The sequence below is a fragment of the Streptomyces goshikiensis genome (assembly GCF_014650555.1).
In the GTDB taxonomy this organism is placed as follows: Bacteria; Actinomycetota; Actinomycetes; order Streptomycetales; family Streptomycetaceae; genus Streptomyces; species Streptomyces goshikiensis.
The window spans coordinates 232710-249785 of the sequence record NZ_BMVE01000007.1; the positions used below are offsets into that span (position 1 = coordinate 232710).

Here is a 17076-nt window from a genome sequence, read left to right on the forward strand (position 1 = left end):
GGCCGCGGCTCAGCGGATGCGTTCGGCGATGAGGTCGCCGACGCGCATCGCGTTGGCGATGGCGGTGAGCGAGGGGTTCACGGCGCCGATGCTCGGGAAGAAGGAGGTGTCCACGACGTAGAGGTTGTCGAGGTCGTGCGCCTTGCAGTCGACGTCGAGCGCCGAGCTGCGCGGGTCGGTCCCGAAACGGACGGTGCCCGCCTGGTGGGCGGTGGCGCCGATCGGCATGCCCTTGTGCAGGTAGAGGCTGTGCGGGAGGAGATGGTGCGGATGCATGCCCAGCTTGCCGAGCATCCCCCGCAGCTTGTGCTGCAGCCGCTTCAGCCCTTCGATGTTGTTCTTCTCGTCCAGTGCCAGGTGGATGTCGCCGTTGTCGTCCAGGGTGACGCGGTTCTCCGGCTGGGGCAGGTCCTCGCCGCACAGCCAGAAGTCCACAGCGTGGTGGGCCAGCACCTCGAACGGCATGTCGGGCGAGGCCATGCCCGCCCAGCGCGGCGCCTCGCCCTTGATCTGGTCCGCGTCGGACTTGCCCAGCATCTGGATGCCGCCGAGCGGGAACTCCCAGTCGTCCGCGCCCAGGTACCAGTCGTTCAGCGCGAGGGTCTTCTGGAACTGCGTGTCGTTCGGCTCGTGCGACACCGCCATCAGGGCCAGGTTGTTGTGCCGCATGTAGTGGCGGCCGACGACGTCCGAGCTGTTGGCCAGCCCGCGGGGGTGCCGCTCGTTCGCGGAACGCAGCAGCAGCGCGGCGGAGTTCACCGCGCCGCAGGCCACCACCACGATGTCGGCGCCGAACCGGGCCTCGGAGCCGTCCTCCAGCTCGGCGACCACCGCGGTGACGGTGCGCCCGGTGTCGTCGGTCTCCAGCTTCCGGACGTTGGCCCCCGTGACCATGTCGACGTTGTCGTGCCTCAGCGCGGGGTCGACGCAGACCACCTGGGAGTCCGCCTTGCCGCGCACCAGGCAGGGGAAGCCGTCCACCCGGTTGCAGCGGATGCACACGCTGTCGTGGGTCGCGCGGCCCTCGGCGTCCTGGGTGAGGTTGACGCCGATGGGCAGGTGGAAGGGGTGCAGGCCGTGGCTCTCCAGGTCGTCGCTGAGCTGCTGGATCCGGGGCTCGTGCAGCACCGGCGGGAGGGCGTACTGGGCGCTGACCGGCCCCTCGCCCGGATCCTCGCCGTGCCGGCCGTGTACGAGGTAGAGGTGCTCCGCCTCCGTGTAGTACGGCTCCAGGTCCTCGTAACGGAGCGGCCAGGCCGGGGAGATGCCGCCGTGGTGGCGCAACTCGCCGAAGTCCTCGGGGCGCAGGCGGAACAGCGCGGCGCCGAAGAACTTGGTGTTGCCGCCGACGTAGTAGTTGACCTCCGGCGGGAAGCGGTCACCGTGCTTGTCGTACCAGAACTCGGGCGCGCGGTACTTGCCCTTGACGAAGACCGCCGTGGACTCCCAGTTGTCGCGCTCCCGTGGGAGGTAGCCGCCGCGCTCCAGGATCAGGACGCGCTTGCCGGTCGGGGCGAGGCGGTGGGCGAGCGTGCCGCCGCCCGCACCGGTTCCGATGACGATGACGTCGTACTGCTGGTTGTCGACCATGGCGGCCACCTCGGTGTCGTGGGTCAGAGGATCGCGATGGGGTTGACGGGTGAACCGGTGGCCCGGGGGAGCCGCAGCGGTGCCACCACGCAGAAGAACGACCAGCGGCCCTCCTCCTCGCAGAGCGGCACCAGGTCCTCGAACTGGAGGTAGTCCAGCAGGTACAGCCCGAGGGCGTGCACGCCCAGTACGTGGACGGGGAACTCCACTCCGTCCGTCAGGCTCGGGGCCGTGTCGTTGTTGCCGTCGCCGCCCAGGGCGGCCACCCGGCGCTCGGCCAGGAGTTCCATCGCCGCCGGGTGCAGCCCGGCCCGGGTCTCGGCCGCGTTCCAGGGACCGGACTCGGTGCGCCGGCGCCGGTGGCCGACCCGGACGAAGAGCAGATCGCCCTCGCCGACCCTGACGTCCTGGCTCCGCTCGGCGGCCAGCAGGTCGGCGGCGGTGACGTGGTCGCCGGGATCGAGCCAGGGCACCCCGCGCAGGCGCGGGATGTCGAGCAGGACGCCCCGGCCGACGATGCCGTCGCGCGCCAGCTCCACGGACAGCGCGGTGGCGCCTTCCGGGGTGAGGGAGGCCGCGGAGACGCCGCCGTGCAGGGTGCCGTTCCAGACGACGTGGCAGAGGGCGTCGAGATGGCTGTCGGCGTCGCCGTGCACGTTCATGCCGAATCGGTCGGTGGCGAAGTGCAGGCCGAGGGCGAGCGCCTCGTCCTCGGAGGGGCCGGTGAGCCGGTGGCCGGCGGGCTGGGGGTTGTCCGGGGCGGACCGGGTCTCGACGGGGGCCGCGAGCGTGACCGTCCGGCCGGAGCGGATCTCGCCCGCGGCGGCCCGGACGCAGGCCGGCGGGATACGGGCCGGCGAGCCGCCGGCGCCCGTCGCCCGGCGGCGGAGGGCGGCGTACAGGGCCTCGAACTCGGCCGGGCTCTGGCGCGGCCCCCGGCCCGGCCGGCTCTCCTGGTCCGTGGACACCTCCGCTCCCGGGTTCACTTCGCGCGTTGCCGGTCGAGGGCCTCGTCCAGGGTGCAGGCCGCGGTGATCAGCGACAGGTGGGTGAACGCCTGCGGGAAGTTGCCGAGTTGCTCGCCGCTGGCGCCCACCTCCTCGGCGAAGAGACCGACGTGGTTGGCGTAGGTGTGCATCTTCTCGAACGTGTACCGGGCCGGCCGCAGCCTTCCGGCCCGCGCCAGCGCGTCCACGTAGAGGAAGGTGCAGAGGCTGAAGGTGCCCTCGGAGCCGCGCAGGCCGTCCGGGGAGGCGGCCGGGTCGTACCGGTAGACGAGGCTGTCGGAGACCAGGGTGCGGTCCATCGCGTCCAGGGTCGACAGCCACGACGGGTCACGGGGGCTGACGAACCCGACCCGGGGCATCAGCAGCAGCGAGGCGTCGAGCACGTCCTGCCCGCCGTAGTGCTGGACGTACGCCCGGTTCGCCTCGCTCCAGCCGTGCTCCATCACCTGCTCCAGGATGGCGTCGCGGGCCTGCGTCCAGCGGTCGGTGTCGGCGGGCCGGCTGAACTCGGCCGCCAGCCGCAGGCCGCGGTCGAAGGCGGACCAGCACATGATCCGGCTGTACGTGAAGTCCTTGCGGCCGCCGCGCGTCTCCCAGATGCCCTCGTCGGGGCGGTCCCAGGAGTCGGCCAGCCAGTCGAGGGTGCTGGACAGCACCTTCCAGCCCCGGAAGCCGGTCTCGGCGGCCACCTCGTGGCCCGCCGACAGGGCGTAGAGCGCCTCGCCGTAGATGTCCAGCTGGAGCTGGTCCGCGGCGGCGTTGCCGAGGCGCACCGGGGCCGAGCCGCGGTAGCCCTCCAGGTGTCCGAGGACCTCCTCGCCGAGCAGGGGTTCCCCGTCGACCCGGTACATGATCTGGAGCGGCTCGCCGGGCTTGCCCGCGCTCTCGCGCAGCCGGTCGCCGAGCCAGCGCGTGAAGGCGGCGGCCTCTTCGACGTAGCCGAGGTCGAGCAGGGACCGGACGGAGAGCGAGCCGTCCCGCACCCAGGTGTAGCGGTAGTCCCAGTTGCGTTCGCCGCCGACCTGTTCGGGCAGGCCCATGGTGGCCGCGGCGACCGGGGCGCCGGTGGGCGCGTAGGTGAGCAGTTTCAGGGTGATGGCGGAGCGGTTGACCATGTCGGGCCAGCGGCCCCGGTAGTTGGAGCCCCGGACCCACTTCTGCCAGAAGTCGACCGCGTCCCAGAGCTGCCCGGTGACACCGTCGACGGTGAGCGGAGCCGGGGGCGCGTCGTCCTTTCCGCAGACGGTGAGCACCGCGGCCGCCGATTCCCCGACCTGTAGCGTGACCGAGCCGCGCAGGTCCTCGCCGTCGCGTTCCAGGGGGAAGGTGCTCTGGAGGAACGCGGTCACGCCGGGTGCCCGGAAGGTGGCGTCGGCGCCGTTCAGTTCGAGGGTGTGGGTGGCCCGGCCGTAGTCGAACCGGGGGCGGCACTCCAGGTCGAAGCGCACGGTGCCCCGCACGGTGCGTGCGGTCCGGATCAGGGTGTGCCGGTCGGCCGCGGTGCGGGCGGTGTTCGGCGGCATCCAGTCGATCACCTCGCCGACGCCGTCGGGCGACATGAAGCGGGTGACCAGGAGGGCCGTGTCCGGATAGTAGAGCTGCTTGCAGCTGGCGTCAGGATCGTCGGGGCCGAGGAGGAAGTACCCTCCCCGGTCGTGGTCGAGCAGTGCGGCGAAGAGGCTGGGCGAGTCGAATCGGGGTGCGGCGAACCAGTCCACCACCCCCCGGGAGGTCACCAGTGCGGCCGTCTGGAGGTCCCCTATGAGGCCGTGCTCGGCTATGGGCGGGTATCGGTCCATGAGCGTCCCCAGATGAGAGAGATCCTTACGACTCACTATCTGTCAGGAACCCCCGATGTGCCTGTTGCGCCGGTTGGTGGGCGGCTGACCTGCGCTAATCGTCCCGGTGGGAATGGTGGGCCCACGGGTGGCGCAGCCGGATCCAGATGTCCCGGGCCTGCCGTCCGGCGGCCGTCCGGCTGCGGGCCACCAGCCGCTCCGCCTCCCCGGGCGTCTCGACCATCGGCCCCGAGCCCCGCAGCGGCTTGCCGGCGGTCTCGTGGAGGAACAGGGTCGACACGAACCCGATGACGCCCGCGGCCATCAGGTAGTACGCCGGGACCATGTCGTTGCCCGTGGCCTCCACGAGCGCCGAGGTGAACAGCGGCGTCGTCCCTCCGAAGAGCGAGACGGAGATGTTGAAGGCGATCGACAGGGCGCCGTAGCGCAGGCGCGTGGGGAAGAGGGCCGGCAGGGTGGAGGCGGCCGTACCGGCGAAACAGACCAGCAGCAGGCCGAGGACGGCGCAGCCCACCGCGGGCAGCAGGACGCCGCCCTCGCGGATGAGCAGGAAGGCCGGGACGGCGAGGACGATCATGGCGACGCTTCCCGTGAGGAAGACGGGCCGCCGGCCCCAGCGGTCGGAGGTGTGCCCCACCGCCGTGATCGTCAGGACCACCAGCAGCATGGTGGCGAGCACCAGGAGCTGCGCCGTGGTGTCGTTCTGGCCGAGGGTGACCGTCATGTACGTCGGCAGGTACGAGGTCACCATGTAGTTGGTGACGTTGTAGAGCAGGACCAGCCCCATGCAGATGAGCACCGCGTGCCAGTGGCGGGTGAAGATCTCCTTGAGGTGTCCCCGGCCGCTCTCGCCGGCGCCCTCGGCGCCCGGCAGGTCGGCCTTCCCCTCCGACGCCGCGTAGGCGGCCTCCTTCTTGAACGCAGGGGTCTCCTCCAGCTTCATCCGCATGTACAGGCCGATCAGACCCAGCGGTCCCGCGATGAAGAAGGGGATGCGCCAGCCCCAGTCCTGCAGCCCCTGCTCGCCCAGGATGAGCGTCAGGACGGTGACGAGACCGGATCCCAGGGCGTAGCCGACGAAGGTGCCGAAGTCGAGCCAGCTGCCGAGGAACCCCCGGCGCTTGTCGGGGGCGTACTCGGCGATGTAGGTGGTGGCGCCGGCGTACTCACCGCCGGTCGAGAACCCCTGGAACAGCCGGCAGACGAGCAGGAGCAGGGGCGCGAGGAAGCCGACGGCGGCGTAGGTGGGCAGGAAGCCGACGGCGAAGGTGCTCGCCGCCATCATGATCATGGTGGCGGCGAGCACCTTCTGCCGGCCGATACGGTCGCCCAGCGGTCCGAAGACCAGTCCGCCGAGCGGGCGGACCAGGAAGGCCGCGGCGAAGGTGGCGAAGGCGGCGACCACCTGGGCACCGGGGGAGCTCGACGGGAAGAAGACCTTGCCCATCGTCCCGGCCAGATAGGCGTACACACCGAAGTCGAACCACTCCATGGTGTTGCCCAGCGCGGCGGCGGTCACGGCGCGGTGCACCTGCGGCCGGTCCGAGACCGTCACGTCCTCGCTGCTGAGGGCCTTCTTGCGACGGCGGAGCAGCGTGCGCAGCATCCGGTCCGTCGCCGGATGGCCACGGCGCGGGGGCGGTGGGCGGCGCGATGGTCCTGCCATGGTGACGCCCTTTCTGCCTGGTCCGCGGCTGTCGCGTCGATCCCTGATTCTCCGTCCGCCGCGCGGATCCGGCATCCCGGCGGGGCCGTCCGCATGAAGACCGCCCGGCCCCGTTGGCCCGCCGGTGGTTCAGGAACCCGCCGGACCGGGGCCGTGGGCGGCCGCGCGCCGGGACGCCGCGGCGTCCGTCACGTCGAGGAACACCCGGTCCAGCTCCGGCCAGCGGGCCTTCAGCTCGCCCCGGATGCGGACCATCGCGTCCTCGACGGTCTCGCTGTCGTACCCGGCCGTCAGGTCGACGGACGCGGCCAGCAGCGCCGAGTCCGGCCCCAGGCGCATCGTGAGCAGCGAGGGGACCGAGTCGATCTCCGGCTGCCGCCGCAGCAGCTCCTTCACCTCGCGCTGCAGCGCGGGATCGGCCGCCTCGCCGATCAGCTGGGCCCGGGCCCCCTTGCCGAGCACGTACGCCACGTAGACCAGCAGGACGCCGATCAGGATGGAGGCGGCCGCCTCGTACGCCACCTGCCCGGTCACCATGTGGAGGGCCATCCCGGCCATCGCCAGCAGCACGCCCGCGCAGGCCGTGCTGTCCTCCGCCAGGACGGTCCGCAGCGCCGGATCGCGCCCTTCCCGGATCTCCTCGGCCGTGCTGCGCCCGGCGGCCGCCGCCGCGGCGCGGACCTGACGGACCGCGCGGACCAGCGAGGCACCCTCGGCGAGCAGCGCCACGAAGAGCACGGCCAGCCCGATCAGATAGCCCTCGTGGGATTCGGAGGCGCCGGAACGGAAGGCCTCGATGCCCTGGAACACCGAGAAGCAGCCTCCGGTGACGAAGATGCCCACCGCGGCGAGCAGGGACCAGAAGAAGCGCTCCTTGCCGTAGCCGAAGGGGTGCCGCCGGTCGGCCGGGCGCCGGCTGCGCTTGACCGAGGCCAGCAGGAACACCTCGTTGAGACTGTCGGCCACCGAGTGGGCGGCCTCCGACAGCAGCGCGGGAGAGGCGGCGACGATGCCGCCGATGCCCTTGGCCACGCAGATGACCAGGTTGGCCGCGAGGGCCACCCACACCGTGAAACGGGTCTCGGTGTCCCGTTCGGCCGGGGTCGGCCCGGATTCGCTTCGCTCGGGCTGGACGCGCTCGGGCTGGGACATGCACCCTCCGTGGGCCGGAACCGTACGGGATCCCTGGTGGGCCATCCCGTACCCCCGCGCCTGCCCCTGGCCCGGCCGCCCAAGCAGACGGGATCGGGCGAGACCGGCCCATTCCCCCGCCGACGGGGGTGATCATGACGTATCCGGGTAGCCCCAGAGCGTGATCACGGTTGGCGTCGAAGAAGAGTACTTGCTGGTGGACCCGGACACCGGGGTCCCCGCACCGCTCGTGGAGGACGTACGCCGCACGGCCGGCCTCGGGCCGCTCGCCGAGCGCGGCGAGGTCCAGGACGAGCTGCTCCAGGCCCAGGTGGAAGTGGCCACCCCGGTGTGTTCGAGCCTGGAGGAGGTCGGGGGCCACCTGCTGCGCCTGCGCCACGCGATGGCCTCGGCGGCCGAGGCGAACGGCTGCCGGATCGCCGCCACCGGCGCCGCGCCGGTCCGGGGCCCCAGCCCCGTACCGGTGACTCCGACACCGCGCTACCTGAGGATGGAGGGGGACGCCCGGCAGCTGGTCGACGAGCACCTGATCTGCGGGATGCACGTGCACGTGGCGGTCCCCGACCCCGAGACCGGCGTGGCGGTGCTGAACCGGATCCGGTATCGGCTCCCGACGCTGCTCGCGATGTCGGCCAACTCGCCCGTGTGGGACGGGCATGACACCGGCTTCGCGAGCTGGCGGACCATCGTGTTCGGCCGCTGGCCCGTCAGCGGACCCCCGCCGCGCTTCGCGGGGCACCTCGACTACGAACAGCGCCTGGAGGCGCTGGTGGCGTCCGGGGTGATCCCCGACCGGGGCCAGGTGTACTGGCAGGCCCGGCTCTCCGACCGCTACCCCACCGTCGAGGTGCGGTGCTCCGACGTGCAACTGCGGGCCGACGACGCGGTGATGCTCGCCGGCATCGTCCGCGCCCTGGTCGCCACGGCCATCGCCGAGGAGAAGGCGGGCGTCCCGGCGCCCCCGTGCGCGCCGGAGCTGGTGCGCGCGGGCACCTGGCACGCCGCCCGGTACGGCCTGAACAGCACCCTGCTGGATCCGCTGGGCCATCCGCACACCAGCGGCGACGTGCTGTGCTCGCTGCTGCTCCACATCACCCCGGCCCTGGAGGAGGCGGGTGACTTCCGGCAGGTGAGCGCCCTCGTCCACCGGCTCTTGCAGGAGGGCACCCCCGCCGACCGGCAGCGCCGCGCCCTGACGGAGGGCGGGCTGCCGGGGCTGCTCGGCCTGATCACCGGGGCGACCGCGTCCGACTGAGGGGAGCGCGCCCGGCCGGGACGCGCGCCGCCCGGGGCCCGGGGGTCAGCCGAGGTGCGCGGTGGGCCTGCCGTCCACGTAGGTCTCCAGTACCTCGATGTCCCCGATCCGCGAGGTCTCCACCCGGCGCGGATCGTCGCCCAGCACCACCAGGTCCGCCCGCTTGCCCGGGCTCAGGCTGCCCGCGTCGTCCTCCCAGTGGCAGGCGAACGCGCCGGCGGCGGTGTACGCGTACAGCGCCTCCTCCACGGTGATCGCCTCGGCCGGGCCGATCGGCTGTCCCGAGGCGGAGGCCCGCTCCACCATGAACTGGACGGCGCGCAGCGGGGAGCCGTCCGTGACGGGGCGGTCGGAGCTGCCCACCAGGGTGACGCCCCGGTCGAGGAAGCCCCGGCCCCGGTACATCCACGGGGCGCGCTCCGGGCCCATGATCGCCGCGTAGTCGTCGCCGAAGGAGCGCAGGAAGTGCGGCTGCACCACCGCGCTGACCCCGAGGGCGGCGAAGCGCGGCAGCTGGTCGGGGCGGATCAGCCCGGCGTGTTCGATGCGGTGCCGGGCGCCCGGGCGGGGCCGTAGCCGCTGGGCCCGCTCCAGGGCGTCGAGGGCGAGGTCCGCGGCGCGGTCGCCGATGGCGTGCACCGCCAGCTGCCATCCGGCGAGATGGCCGGCGACGATCAGGTCGGTGATCCGCTCCGGGGCGTCCTGGAGTTCGCCCGCGCCGTCGGACCCCTCGTACGGGCTGGTGAGCGCGGCCGTACGGGCCATCATGCCGCCGTCGGTGTAGATCTTGAGGGCGCCTAGGGACAGCCAGTCGTCCCCGAATCCGGTCCGCAGCCCGAGGCCGAGCGCCCGCGGGATGCCGTCGGCCGGGTGGGCGGCGACCGGGTGCAGGGTGTCCCCGGCGGCCATCAGCTGCACGCGCAGCGGCAGCCGGCCCCGGTCGCGCAGCAGTTGGTACGCCCCCGCCTCGACCGGGCTGTGGCCGAGCAGCCCGCCGCCGATGCCGGCCTCGGCGCAGGCGGTGATGCCCTCGGCCAGGCACTGCCGGCCGGCGCGCTCGATCGCGCCGGCCAGCTCCTCCTGGGAGTACGGCAGCCGCAGCCGCCGGGCGGCGGTCATGGCGCTCTCGGCGAGGAAGCCCTGCCCGTCGGCGGCCGGGGCGGGGAGCAGGTCCAGGACGGCGCTGTTGACCACGCAGCCGTGCCCCGAGTCGTGGATCATGAACACCTTGCGGCCGTCGCTGACCTCGTCCAGTTCCGCGGCGGTCAGGTGGCGGCCCAGCGCCCGCTGGTCGTATCCGGCGACGTCCACCCAGGCGCCCTCGGGCCGGTCCGCGACGGCCCGGGCCACCACGGCCAGGATGTCCTCGGCCCGGGTGCAGGGGGCCACGCTCGGGGCGGCCGCCTTCAGGCCCGTCCAGGCGAGGTGGACGTGGCTGTCGATGAACCCCGGGAGCACGGTGGCGCCCTGGAGGTCGACGACCTCGCGGGCGGGCAGACCCGTGACGGCCCCGTCGAGCCCGACGACGCGGCCGCGCCAGATGCCGAGGTCACGGGCGACGGGGTGGGCGGGGTCCATGGTGATGACGTGCGCGTTGGTCAGCCGCGTGTCGAGCATGGGAGTCGGGTCCTCAGGGTGTGTGTGCCACGGATTGCGGATTCACCTGGTGCCCCGGACCCGTGAAGTGGCGGGTGCGGGCGGTGGGGATCATCAGCGGGGTACCGGTCTCCGGGTCCTCGATGATCCGGCAGGGCAGACCGAAGACCTCCCGGACCAGCTCGGCCGTCATGACCGTCGAGGGGTCCCCCTCGGCGGCGATCGTGCCTCCGGGTTTCATGACCACCAGGTGACTGGCGTACCGGCAGGCCTGGTTGAGGTCGTGCAGCACGGCGACGATGGTGTGCCCGCGGCGCTCGTGCAGGTCGGCGCAGAGGTTGAGGACCTCCACCTGGTGGGCGATGTCCAGGTAGGTGGTCGGCTCGTCCAGCAGCAGTACGGAGGTCTGCTGGGCGAGCACCATGGACAGCCAGACGCGCTGGCGCTGGCCGCCGGAGAGGTCGTCCACGGGGCGGTCCGCGAGCTCCAGTACGCCGGTCTGCCCCATGGCCTCGACGACGGCGGCCTCGTCCTGCGGCGACCACTGCTTGAGCATCCGCTGGTGCGGGTAGCGGCCGCGGGCCACCAGGTCGCCGACCGTGATGCCGTCCGGCGCGGTGGAGGTCTGCGGGAGCAGGCCGAGCCGGCGGGCGACCTCGCGGGAGCGGTAGGAGGCGATGGCCGCCCCGTCCAGGTAGACCTCGCCCGCCTTGGGCTTCAGCATCCGGGCGAGCGCCTTCAGGAGGGTGGACTTGCCGCAGGCGTTGGGGCCGATGATCACGGTGAAGGAGCGGTCGGGGATGACGACCCCGAGGCCGGTGGCCACGGTGCGTTGCTCGTAGCAGAGGGTCAGGCCCTCGGCCCGCAGCCGGGCCGTCGGGGCCGGTTCTGTCCGGGCGGCCGGTTCCCCCTCCGGTGAGGGGGAGGCGTCCGGAGCGCTCGTACGTGTCATGCGCGGCTCTTTCGCGACTCGGTGACCAGCAGCCAGATGAGGTAGAGCCCTCCGATGGTGCCGGTCGCCGTACCGACCGGCAGGAGGGCGGGGGAGAAGACGCGCTGCACCACGAGGTCGCTCACGGCCAGCAGGACGGCGCCCATCAGGGCGGCCGGGACCAGCCCGGATCCCGGGGAGCGGATCAGCTTGCGGGAGAGCTGGGGCGCCGCCAGCGCGATGAACCAGATCGGCCCGGTCACCGCGGTGGCGAACGCGGCCAGCGCCACGCTGATCAGGAGGAGGGCGGTGCGGCTGCGGGCCACGTCCACGCCGAGGGCCATCGCCGTGTCGTCCCCCATCTCCACCATGGTCAGCCGGCCGCCGAGGAGGAAGGTGGGCGGCAGCAGGACCGCCACCGCGAGCCCGACCGCTGTGGCGTGCTCCCAGGTGCGGTTGCCCAGGCTGCCGATCAGCCAGGCCTGCGCCTCCAGTGCCTCCTGCCAGGAGGCCCGGGTGATCAGGTACGAGTTGACGGCGAGCAGCAGCGCGCTGACGCCGATGCCCATGACGACGAGGCGGAACCCCTGGACGCCCCCGCCGAACACCAGGAGGTAGACGGCGAGGGCGGTGCCCAGTCCGCCGATCAGGGCGCCGAGGACGATCTGGGTCATGCTGCCGTGCAGGACGACGATGACGACCAGCGCGCCGGTCGCCGAACCGTTGGTGAAGCCGATGATGTCCGGGCTGCCCAGCGGGTTGCGCGTCAGGCTCTGCAGGACGGCCCCGCTCACGGACAGGGCGGAGCCGACGCACAGGGCGGTCACCAGGCGGGGCATGCGCAGGGTGTTGACGATGAAGTCGGCGCCGCCGGAGCCCTTGCCGGCCAGGGCCCGGAGCACCTCGGGGACCGGGAGGGCGAAGTCGCCGGTGGTCAGCGAGACCAGCACGACCGCCACCAGTACGACGGCCAGCGCCGCGGTGACGGCCAGCGAACGGCCGTGGAAGCGCAGGGAGACACGGCCCCGGCGGCTGCGTACGACCCGGCCGGTGACCACCCGGGGGCGGGCGCCGGGCCGGCCGGCCGGTGCGGGCGGAGCGGAGGTCCTCGCCTCCGGAGCGGGGCTCACAGCATGACCAGCTTCCGGCGGCGGCACAGGACGAGGAAGAGCGGCGCCCCGATGAACGCGGTGACGATGCCCACCTGTACCTCCCCGGGCGCCCCGAGCACCCGGCCCAGCACGTCCGAGCCGATCAGCAGGACCGGCGCCAGCAGCATCGAGTACGCCATCACCCAGCGCTGGTCGGGGCCGACCACGAAGCGCGCCACGTGCGGGACCACCAGGCCGACGAAGCCGATCGGCCCGGCGGCGGCGGTCGCCGCCCCGCACAGCAGCATCACGGAGACGACCCCGAGGACTCGGGTGCGGCCGATGTTCACCCCCAGGGCCCTGCCCAGCTGTTCGCCCATGGCGAGGGCGTTGAGGGAGGGGGCCAGCAGCAGCGCGAGGACCAGCCCGGTCACGACGAAGGGCGCGATCACCCACACCACGTCCATCCGGCGGCCGGCGAGCGCGCCCACCGTCCAGAAGCGGAACTGGTTGAAGGCCCGGGGATCGAGGAGCAGGACGGCGGAGTTGAAGGCGTACAGCACCGCGGTCACCGCCGCCCCGGCGACCACCAGCCGGTCGGGGGTGGCCAGTTTGCGGCCCGCCGAGCCCAGCAGGTAGACGGCGACCGAGGCGAGGGCGGCTCCGGCGAAGGCGAACCAGACGTAGCCGAGGGCCGAGCCGACGCCGAGGAAGGCGATGGCCACCACCACGCCCGTCGAGGCCCCGAGGCTCACGCCCAACAGGCCGGGATCGGCCAGCGGGTTGCGGGTCAGGGCCTGCATGAGGGCGCCCGACAGGCCGAGGGCGATGCCCACCAGCAGGCCGAGCACGGTCCGCGGGATCCGGTAACTGTGGATGATCACGGAGGTCTGTGACCCGTCGGGGTTCCACAGCACGCTCCAGGTGGAGGTGAACGGGATGTCCCGGGTGCCCAGCCAGACGCTGAGCAAGGAGATCAGGATGAGCGCGGCGAGGGCGACGAGCAGGCCCGCGCCGCGCAGGGCGGTCACGGCGGTCCTGCGCGGGGCCGGGGCGGCCGCCTCCGCGGCGCCGCTCCCGGCCGTCGCCCGGGTCTCGACCGACAACACGGCTCCCCTCGGCGACCTTTGGTTCGCGAAGCGATAACTTAGGTGAGGCTAACCGAATGAACTCGACAGGGTCAACGGCCTTGCAGACCTGGGCAGTCCGGGTGAGTGAGGTGGATTCGCACCCGGTTCCGAGTCTCGAACATTAGAGTAGCCTTACCTAACTAGAGGCCACTTCGGAGGTCCCGCATGGCTGAGGGAAGTCCACCCGGAGGCTCCGTCCTCCGGCGCGCGATCAGCGGGCAGCGGCGCCGGGTCGCCGCCGCCTCGCTCCTCGGTACGACACACCAGGCGTGCGAGGCCATGGTGCCCGTCGTCATCGGCGTCATCATCGACCGGGCCGTGGCCACCGGATCCACCACCGCGCTCCTGCGCTGGCTGGGGATCCTCGCCGCGCTGTTCCTCCTCCTGTCCACCTGCTACCGCACCGCGGCCCGCATCACCGACGGCTCCGGCGAACTCGCAGCCCACCGCCTGCGCACCGAACTCGCCGCCCGGATCCTCGACCCCCGCGGCGGCGCCGACACCGGCCGGCTCCCCGGCGCGCTCACCGCCATGGCCACCGGCGACGCCGCCCGGGTGGGAGCCGTGGTCGCCGCGCTCCCGTACTTCGTCGCCGCCCTCGCCGGACTCGCCGTCAGCGCCGTCGCCCTGCTGCGCGTCTCGGTCCCCCTCGGCCTGCTCATCCTGCTCGGAGTGCCCCCGCTGCTCTGGCTCGGGCACCGCATCAGCCTTCCGCTGGAGCGGCGCAGCGAGGCCGAACAGGAGCGGGCCGCGCACGCCTCCGGAGTCGCCGCCGACCTCGTCGCCGGACTGCGCGTGCTCAAGGGCATCGGCGCCGAACAGGCCGCCGTGGCCCGCTACCGCCGCACCAGCCAGGACTCCCTCGCGGCCGCCCTGCGCGCGGCCCGCAGCCGCTCCCGGCACGACGGGGCGATCCTCTCCCTGACCGGAGTCTTCATCGCCGTCATCGGCCTGGTCGGCGCCCGCCTGGCGATGGACGGCTCCCTCAGCGTCGGCGAACTCGTCGCGGCCGTGGGCCTGGCCCAGTTCCTCCTCGGGCCGTTCCAGCTCCTGACCTACGTCAGCGGCGAGTTCGCCCAGGGCCGCGCCTCCGCCGAGCGGATCGGCGAGGTGCTCGGCTGCGCACACGCCGTGCCCGCCGGAACCGCCGCCCTGCCCCGCCCGGTCACCGGAGGACTGCGGCTGCGCGGACTCTCGTACGGCGCCCTGCGCGGGATCGACCTCGACATCGAGGAGGGCAGCCTGGTCGGCGTCGTCTCCCCGGACCCGGCCGCCGCCACCGACCTGCTGCTGTGCCTGGGCCGCGAGAGCGACCCCGACGAAGGCACCGTCGAGCTCGGCGGGATCGCCCTCTCCCGCCTCGACCCCGACGCCCTGCGGCACGCCATCCTCGTCGCCCACCACGACGCCGACCTGTTCGAGGCCACCCTGCTGGACAACGTACGGGCCGGAGCGGACACTCCGGAAGCGGACCTCGCGCCCGTGCTCACCGCCTCCACCACCGACGACGTGGCCCGCGCCCTGCCCCGCGGCGTGCACACCCCGCTCGGCGAACGCGGCCGCTCCCTCTCGGGCGGACAGCGCCAACGGGTCGCGCTGGCCAGGGCCCTGGCCGCCGACCCGCACGTCCTGGTGGTGCACGACCCGACCACCGCCGTGGACACCGTCACCGAATCGCTGATCGCCGGCCGGCTGCGCGAGCTGCGGCGGGGCCGCACCACCCTCCTCGTCACCACCAGCCCGGCGCTGCTCGCCGTCACCGACCGGGTCGTCGTCATCGGTGACGGCGCCGTCACCGCCGACGGCCACCACCGGGAACTCGTCTCCGCCGACGCGGCCTACCGCTCGGTGGTGCTCGTATGAACCCGACGACGGAACCCGGAGCCGTGCCCGCTGCTGCTGCCGCTGCCGCCGGGCCGGCCGGTGACGCCGGCGAGCGCGCCATCCTGCCCGTCGCCACCGGAGCGCAGACCCTCGCCGCCGTCGGCCAACTGCTGCGCGGCCGCCGCCTCCAGGCCCTCACCGCCGCCGCCGTCCTGATCCTCGGCACCGGCATCGGCCTGCTCACCGCGCCGCTCCTGGGCCGCATGGTCGACCTGGTGGCCGGGCACCGGGGCACCGCCTCCCTGACCCTCCCGATGATCCTCCTCGTCGCCGTGGCCGTCGGCCGCGGCGTCGCCACCGCCATCGGCGGCTCCCTCGTCGCCCGCCTCGGTGAGACCGTCCTCGCGGGACTGCGCGAGCGGTTCGTCGAACGGGCCCTGAACCTCCCGCTGGAACGCGTGGAACGGGCCGGCTCGGGCGACCTGACCTCCCGGGTGACCGGCGACGTCACCCTCGTCACCCGGGTCGTGCGCCACGCCCTGCCCGAGTTCACCACCGCCCTGCTCACCATCGCGCTGACCCTCCTCGGACTCGCCGTGCTCGACTGGCGGTTCCTGCTCGCGGTCCTGCCGGCCGTCCCCGTCCACGTCCTCACCGTCCGCTGGTACATCCCGCGCGCGGTCCCCGTGTACGCCGCGCACCGGGTGGCGAGCGGGGCGCTCCAGCACCAGCTTCTCGACAGCGTCGGCGGCGTCCGCACCGTCCGGGCGTTCCGTCTGACCGGCCGGCACACCAGGCTCCTGGAGGAGCGCTCGCGGGAGGCCGTCGACCTGGCCCTGCGCGGGATCCGGCTGGTCTCCGGGTTCTTCTCCCGCCTCAACCTTGCCGAGTTCATCGGACTCGCCGCCATCCTGGTCACCGGCTTCCTGCTGGTCGGCGACGGTTCGGTGAGCATCGGCACCGCGACCGCCGCCGCGCTGTACTTCCACAGCCTCTTCAACCCCGTCAACGCGGCCCTGTTCCTCATCGACGACGCCCAGTCCGCCGGGGCCGGCCTCGCCCGGCTCGTCGGCGTCAGCGCCCTGCCCGCCGAACCGGGCCCCACCGGGGCCGCCGAACCGGCCGACGCCTCCGTACGGGTACGGGCGCTGAGCCACGCCTACACGCCCGGACACCCGGTGCTGAGCGAGGTCGACCTGGAGGTCCGCGCCGGGGAACGGGTGGCCCTGGTCGGCGCCAGCGGAGCCGGGAAGACCACCCTGGCGAAGCTGATCGCCGGGGTCCACCGGCCGGCCGGCGGCTCCGTGGAGCTCGGCGGGGCCGACACCCGCGCGCTCGGCCCGGCGGGCGTACGGCGGACCGTGACCCTGATCAGCCAGGAGGTCCACGTCTTCGCCGGGCCCCTGGCCGAAGACCTGCGGCTGGCCCGGCCCGGGGCGAGCGACGCGGAGATCGCCGCCGCGCTCGCCCGGGTCGACGCCCTCGCCTGGGTGGAGGCGCTGCCGGAGGGAGCCGCCACCGTGGTCGGTGAGGGCGGGCACCGGCTCACGGTGACCCAGGCCCAGCAGCTGGCCCTGGCCCGCCTGGTGCTCGCCGATCCGCCGGTGGCGATCCTGGACGAGGCCACCGCCGACGCCGGGAGCGCCGGCGCCCGCACCCTGGAAGCGGCCGCGCTGCGCGCCCTGGAGGGGCGGACCGGCCTGCTGGTCGCCCACCGCCTCCCGCAGGCGGCGACCGCCGACCGGATCGTCGTCCTGGACCGGGGGAGGGTCGTCGAGACCGGCACGCACGCCGAACTCGTCGCCGCGGGAGGCCGGTACGCGGCTCTCTGGGCGGCCTGGTCGGACAGCCGCCGCCCCGGCCCGGCGCCGGGCGCGGTCCCACGGCCCCGCCCCAGCGGGGGCGAGGCCTGACGCCACGCCACCGGCGGCCGGGCCGCCGCGGCGAGCCCGGCGAACGTGCCGTCGGCGGCGAGGGAGGCGCGCCGTACCTGCGGGCGGGCCCGCGCACGACCTGGGGCTTCGGGTCCGGGCCG

At 73.6% G+C, this 17076-nt stretch carries 12 protein-coding genes; 3 read left to right on the forward strand and 9 right to left on the reverse strand.

Features of this window, described 5'->3' with window-relative positions:
• Window positions 1-9: 9 nt before the first annotated feature.
• The 5 genes from IE248_RS22120 to IE248_RS22140 form a co-directional block, all read right to left on the reverse strand.
• Window positions 10-1590 (reverse strand): GMC oxidoreductase, encoded by a 1581-nt coding sequence (locus tag IE248_RS22120; RefSeq protein WP_190031483.1) that lies wholly within the window; start codon window positions 1588-1590, stop codon window positions 10-12.
• 23 nt (window positions 1591-1613) lie between these two features.
• The gene (locus IE248_RS22125; protein ID WP_073794058.1) at window positions 1614-2558 is read right to left on the reverse strand and encodes a cyclase family protein; all 945 of its coding nucleotides are present in this window, start codon (window positions 2556-2558) and stop codon (window positions 1614-1616) included.
• Window positions 2559-2572: 14 nt separating this feature from the next.
• A complete protein-coding gene (locus IE248_RS22130; RefSeq protein WP_073794059.1) occupies window positions 2573-4396 on the reverse strand; it encodes a glycoside hydrolase family 15 protein in 1824 nt (607 codons plus the stop codon).
• A 94-nt stretch (window positions 4397-4490) separates the two neighbouring features.
• Complete coding sequence (gene proP / locus IE248_RS22135) at window positions 4491-6002, reverse strand: glycine betaine/L-proline transporter ProP (RefSeq protein WP_100582977.1); 1512 nt, start codon at window positions 6000-6002, stop codon at window positions 4491-4493.
• A gap of 189 nt (window positions 6003-6191) precedes the next feature.
• On the reverse strand, window positions 6192-7214 hold the full coding sequence (locus IE248_RS22140; RefSeq protein ID WP_190031484.1) for a cation diffusion facilitator family transporter: 1023 nt from the start codon (window positions 7212-7214) through the stop codon (window positions 6192-6194).
• Window positions 7215-7374: 160 nt separating this feature from the next.
• On the opposite strand from IE248_RS22140, the gene IE248_RS22145 reads away from it, so the two are divergent.
• Window positions 7375-8469, forward strand: a complete 1095-nt coding sequence (locus IE248_RS22145; RefSeq protein ID WP_073794062.1) for a carboxylate-amine ligase — start codon at window positions 7375-7377, stop codon at window positions 8467-8469.
• 45 nt (window positions 8470-8514) lie between these two features.
• Here the strand turns inward: IE248_RS22145 and IE248_RS22150 are convergent, their stop codons facing one another.
• From IE248_RS22150 to IE248_RS22165, 4 genes are read right to left on the reverse strand one after another with little or no spacing between them, the layout of a single operon-like run.
• Entirely contained in the window at window positions 8515-10086 is a 1572-nt protein-coding gene (locus IE248_RS22150) for an amidohydrolase (protein WP_190031485.1), read from the reverse strand.
• Between the two features lie 13 nt (window positions 10087-10099).
• On the reverse strand, window positions 10100-11017 hold the full coding sequence (locus IE248_RS22155) for an ABC transporter ATP-binding protein (protein WP_190031486.1): 918 nt from the start codon (window positions 11015-11017) through the stop codon (window positions 10100-10102).
• Window positions 11014-12126, reverse strand: a complete 1113-nt coding sequence (locus tag IE248_RS22160; RefSeq protein WP_190031487.1) for a FecCD family ABC transporter permease — start codon at window positions 12124-12126, stop codon at window positions 11014-11016. The genes IE248_RS22155 and IE248_RS22160 overlap by 4 nt, the downstream gene beginning before the upstream one ends.
• Complete coding sequence (locus IE248_RS22165) at window positions 12123-13193, reverse strand: FecCD family ABC transporter permease (protein ID WP_229895451.1); 1071 nt, start codon at window positions 13191-13193, stop codon at window positions 12123-12125. The genes IE248_RS22160 and IE248_RS22165 overlap by 4 nt, the downstream gene beginning before the upstream one ends.
• A 189-nt stretch (window positions 13194-13382) precedes the next feature.
• Between IE248_RS22165 and IE248_RS22170 the strand changes: the two genes are divergently transcribed.
• Both IE248_RS22170 and IE248_RS22175 read left to right on the forward strand, forming a co-directional pair.
• Window positions 13383-15080, forward strand: a complete 1698-nt coding sequence (locus IE248_RS22170) for an ABC transporter ATP-binding protein (RefSeq protein WP_190031488.1) — start codon at window positions 13383-13385, stop codon at window positions 15078-15080.
• On the forward strand, window positions 15077-16954 hold the full coding sequence (locus IE248_RS22175) for an ABC transporter ATP-binding protein (RefSeq protein WP_190031489.1): 1878 nt from the start codon (window positions 15077-15079) through the stop codon (window positions 16952-16954). Before IE248_RS22170 ends, IE248_RS22175 begins: the two co-directional genes overlap by 4 nt.
• Window positions 16955-17076: the final 122 nt, after the last annotated feature.

Bases quoted from the DNA above. Each gene is read 5' to 3' on its own strand.
- proP (WP_100582977.1), bottom strand. From the start codon at position 6,002: ATGCTGCGCACGCTGCTCCGCCGTCGCAAGAAGGCCCTCAGCAGCGAG.
- IE248_RS22120 (WP_190031483.1), bottom strand. From the start codon at position 1,590: ATGGTCGACAACCAGCAGTACGACGTCATCGTCATCGGAACCGGTGCG.
- IE248_RS22140 (WP_190031484.1), bottom strand. From the start codon at position 7,214: ATGTCCCAGCCCGAGCGCGTCCAGCCCGAGCGAAGCGAATCCGGGCCG.
- IE248_RS22175 (WP_190031489.1), top strand. From the start codon at position 15,077: ATGAACCCGACGACGGAACCCGGAGCCGTGCCCGCTGCTGCTGCCGCT.
- IE248_RS22130 (WP_073794059.1), bottom strand. From the start codon at position 4,396: ATGGACCGATACCCGCCCATAGCCGAGCACGGCCTCATAGGGGACCTC.
- IE248_RS22150 (WP_190031485.1), bottom strand. From the start codon at position 10,086: ATGCTCGACACGCGGCTGACCAACGCGCACGTCATCACCATGGACCCC.
- IE248_RS22170 (WP_190031488.1), top strand. From the start codon at position 13,383: ATGGCTGAGGGAAGTCCACCCGGAGGCTCCGTCCTCCGGCGCGCGATC.
- IE248_RS22155 (WP_190031486.1), bottom strand. From the start codon at position 11,017: ATGACACGTACGAGCGCTCCGGACGCCTCCCCCTCACCGGAGGGGGAA.